This window comes from Dietzia sp. CW19 (assembly GCF_014145265.1).
GTDB lineage: Bacteria > Actinomycetota > Actinomycetes > Mycobacteriales > Mycobacteriaceae > Dietzia > Dietzia natronolimnaea.
In genome coordinates this window covers 1-3722 of the sequence record NZ_JAALEE010000183.1, presented here as the reverse complement: position 1 = coordinate 3722, position 3722 = coordinate 1, and the positions used below count along the sequence as shown (strand labels likewise).

Annotated in this window: 4 protein-coding genes; 1 reads left to right on the top strand and 3 read right to left on the bottom strand. The window is 71.0% G+C overall.

Annotation, left to right across the window (positions count from 1 at the left end; translation table 11 throughout):
• Positions 1 to 186 precede the first annotated feature (186 nt).
• Positions 187 to 1179, top strand: coding sequence for a pseudouridine synthase (locus G6021_RS06345; protein ID WP_182640871.1), 993 nt, complete (start codon positions 187 to 189; stop codon positions 1177 to 1179).
• Here the strand turns inward: G6021_RS06345 and G6021_RS17880 are convergent.
• The 3 genes from G6021_RS17880 to G6021_RS06325 form a co-directional block, all read right to left on the bottom strand.
• Entirely contained in the window at positions 1118 to 2314 is a 1197-nt protein-coding gene (locus G6021_RS17880; RefSeq protein WP_347238924.1) for an SRPBCC domain-containing protein, read from the bottom strand. The genes G6021_RS06345 and G6021_RS17880 overlap by 62 nt on opposite strands.
• Before the next feature lie 3 nt (positions 2315 to 2317).
• Entirely contained in the window at positions 2318 to 2659 is a 342-nt protein-coding gene (locus G6021_RS06330; protein ID WP_182610625.1) for a metalloregulator ArsR/SmtB family transcription factor, read from the bottom strand.
• A gap of 65 nt (positions 2660 to 2724) precedes the next feature.
• On the bottom strand, positions 2725 to 3722 hold a 998-nt coding region (locus G6021_RS06325), incomplete at its 5' end, for a lipase family protein (protein WP_182640870.1).

The following is a 3722-nucleotide window of genomic DNA, read 5'->3' as shown; positions in this document are numbered from 1 at the left end:
GCGCCACCACGGCCGGGACCGGACGGCGGACGTTCCAGCTCATCACGTGGATGTCCGGTTCGGTCACCGGTCCGATGAGGGACGAGGGCTCGGGCCGCGCGGCCGGGGCGGGGCCGGGGTCGTGCGGTGCCATCGTGCGGTCCTCGAATCCGGATCGGGTGGTGGATCCCCAGTCTATTGGGGAGGATGGCGGTCGTGCCGATGCCCTCGCCCCTGCCCGTGAGGGACGGGGTCGGACCGACGCGGCTCCGCGTGCCGACGGCCGGGCCGTGGACGTCGATCGCCGAGTACGTGGTCGAGCGGTTCGATCACCTCGACCCTGCCGATCTGCACCGCCGCTTCGCCGCCGGCGATTTCGTGGGCGCCGACGCCCGCCCGGTCGGCCCCACGGCGGCCCTCGGTTCACACGAGTTCATCTGGTATCACCGCGAGGTGCCGGCGGAAGACCCGCTCCCCGTCCGCGAGGAGATCGTGCACGTCAGCGACGATCTGGTCGTGATCGACAAACCCCACTTCCTCCCCACCACCCCGACGGGCGGGTTCCTGCGCGAGTCCGCGCTCGTCCGTCTCCGCGTCCGTCTCGACAATCCCGACCTCACCCCGGTCCACCGTCTGGACCGCGCCACCGCCGGGCTGGTGATGTTCTCGGCACGCCCGTCCACACGGGGCGCCTACCAGACCCTGTTCGAACGACGAGAGGTCGCCAAGGTCTACGAGGCTGTCTCGACGCGGCCGCCGGGCTGGGATCCGCACACGCCGGAGATCTCCGGGCGACCGGTCCCCCTCGTCCACCGCGACCACCTCGAGAGGCTGCGAGGCCACCGACGGGTCGCCGTCCGCCCCGACCTCCCGCCGAACACCGAGACCCTCGTCGACGTCCTCGGTGCCGGCAGGAGCGCGGCCGGGCGCCCGGTGCTGCACACGATCCTGCGCCCCCGGACCGGCCGGTTGCACCAGCTGCGGGTACACCTGGCGGCACTGGGGATCGCGATCCTGGGTGATCGCCGGTACCCCGACCTGCTACCGGAGATCCCGGATGATCACTCCCTGCCTCTCCAGCTGCTCGCGAGGGAGCTGGCGTTCACCGACCCGCTCTCGGGTGAGCCCCGGCGCTTCGTCACACGCCTGAGGTTGTCCGAGGCCCCGGTGTACGGCGACGCCAGAAGCTCAGGTGGGTGACCCCACTGGGCGAGGTGGTGGACTCGATGTGGAATCGCTCCTCGAGCCCCTCCACCCCGTCCCACAGCCGTTCCCCCCGGCCCAGGATGACGGGCACCACGACGATGTGCATCTGGTCGATCAGGTCCGCCCGGAGGAACTGGCGGATCGTGCTCGCTCCCCCGCCGATGCGGACGTCCAGGCCACCTGCCAGCTCGCGCGCGGCGTCGAGCGCCGCGGCGGGTTCGGCGTCCATGAAGTGGAACGTGGTGCCCCCGTCCAGCTCCAGCGTCGGCCTGGGGTGATGGGTCAGGACGATCACCGGGGTGTGGAAGGGCGGGGTGTCCCCCCACCAGCCACGCCACGTCTCGTCCGCCCAGGGGCCCCGGGTGGGGGAGAACTTGTTGCGGCCCATGATCTCCGCGCCGATACCCGTGTTCCACCGGCTCGCGAACGCCTCGTCGACCCCCACCGAGGCCTCACGGTCCCCGTGGAATCCCATGTCCTGGAAGGTCCGTGTCGGTAGCGCCCACTCCAACAACCGGTGCCCGGCGTGACCGAAGGGCGCCTCGAGGCACTGCCCCTCCCCCGTACCGAACCCGTCCAGCGAGACGGAGAAGTTGTGGACCCGGACCAGTTGCCTCCGCACTCCCGCATCCCCTTGCGCGTCGGCGAGCTCGGCGACATGGACCGCCAGGTTGGCCAGGGTCTGCTCGCCACCCTCGACGGCGTGGTACTCCTGCGCCGCGCGATCGCGGAGCTCCCTCGTCGGGAACACCGTGCGGAACTCGACACGGGTCCCCCCGCCGTCGATTCGGAAGTCCAGGACGGACTCGAACGCCTCCGGATCCTCCGCGGACTCGCCGTGCAGTAGCGCGATCCGCTCCGGGGGGACGATCTCGCGCCAGGTGATCCACTCCTGGTAGTCGGTTCCGTCCGGGCCGTGCATGACGAAGTCCCACACGCCGCCCTCGCGGAACTCGAAGGACCGGGTGGTGGTGGTGAACCCCTCCGGTCCCCACCACCGCGCCAGGTGCTGCACCTCGGTGAACGCGCGGAACACCAGCTCTCGCGGCGCGTCGATGTACCTGGTGATGGCGATCTCGCGGTCCGCGGTCTCCGGCCCTGTCGGGTCACCCCGCCTGCTGTCCCCCATGGTCTACTCCTCCTCCTCGGCCCGCGCCATCTCGCGGACGTAGTCGTCCAACCTGTCGAAGCTCTCGTTCCAGAACCGCTCGAACCCGCCGACCCACTCGTGGACGGACCGGAGCCCGCCGGGGTCGAGGTGGTAGATGCGCTGCTTGCCCTCACGTCGGTCGCGCACCAGGCCGACCTCGCGGAGCACCCGCAGGTGCTTGGAGGCACCGGGCTGGGTGATCCCCAGTTCGAGCGCGACCTCGGTCGCCGGCCGCTCGCCATCCCGCAGCAGGACCAGGATCTCCCTGCGCTGGGGTTCGGCGATCGCGTTGAACACGTCCGAGGTCGTCGCTGCCCGTGCCATGGGCGCAATCATATTCCTATATAGGAAACTGTCAATGGGGAGCCCGCTCCCCCGCCTGCGCCCGCTCAGCAGGTGGGTGTGGGCGCCGCCCGGTTCCAGCGATCGAGGGTCCAGCTCACGAGTTGCGGGGTCAGCGGGGAGTCCGCGGCGACCAGCCCGTTGTGATCGCGGCCGGGGTAGGTCCGGTAGTCGAGCGGCTCGCCGTCCGCGCACCGGGCGTCCACCCAGTCCTGCTGCATCGCCGGCTTGACCAACGGGTCGGCCAGCCCCTGGGCGATCAGCACCGGCGCGGGCCACGGCCCGGTCGGCGAGTTCTCCTTCAACGTCGCCCCCAGGTCGCCGTCGAGGACCGCGTCGGGGAACACCTGCTCAGGGATCTGGGTGCCCCGCACGAGGGCGGCGATCGCGTCCTTCTCGTTGAAGCACAGGTCGCCGATCCTCTCCACGCCGTGCGCGGTGCCCGGGTTGAGGTGCCCGGCCAGATCCAGCTCCGGGTAGACCTCGTTCCACGACTGCGCGATGTAGGCGGAGACCGTCTTGCCCCCCACCTCGTTTTTGCTCAGCTCGGCGAGCGTGTAGAGGTCCGTGGCGGGAGCCATCCCGGCGATGCCCAGCAGGGTCAGCTCGGGAGCGTAGTCCTCGGCGATCTGACCGGTCCACAGCGCACCGTGCCCGCCCTGCGAGTGCCCCCAGACAACGGTGTCGCTGCTCAGGGTCACCCCGTCGAGTTGCTGTGCCGCACGGGAGGCGTCGAGGACGTTGCGCGCCTCCACCTGTCCCACCAGGTACGGGTGCATCCCCGGGGTTCCCAGACCCACGTAGTCCGAGATCACCCCCGCCCACCCGTGCTCGGTCACCATCTCCGTGAGCGCGGCGCCCGCACCGTCGGAGAACGGGGTGGGGCTGAGGGACGGCGCGCAGCGCGGGACGATCCCGGTGGTCCCGTGCGCCACACTGAGCAGCGGGAGCGCGTCCGTGCCCCGGTCGGCCGGCGCGATGACCGTGCCGCTGACGGCCACCACGGTGTCGTCCGGCGCTGTGCTGGTGTAGAGGATGCGCCAGG

What these genes read in the sequence shown, in the direction of transcription:
- G6021_RS17880 (WP_347238924.1), bottom strand. Translation starts at nt 2,314, where the DNA reads ATGGGGGACAGCAGGCGGGGTGACCCGACAGGGCCGGAGACCGCGGAC.
- G6021_RS06345 (WP_182640871.1), top strand. Translation starts at nt 187, where the DNA reads ATGGCGGTCGTGCCGATGCCCTCGCCCCTGCCCGTGAGGGACGGGGTC.
- G6021_RS06330 (WP_182610625.1), bottom strand. Translation starts at nt 2,659, where the DNA reads ATGGCACGGGCAGCGACGACCTCGGACGTGTTCAACGCGATCGCCGAA.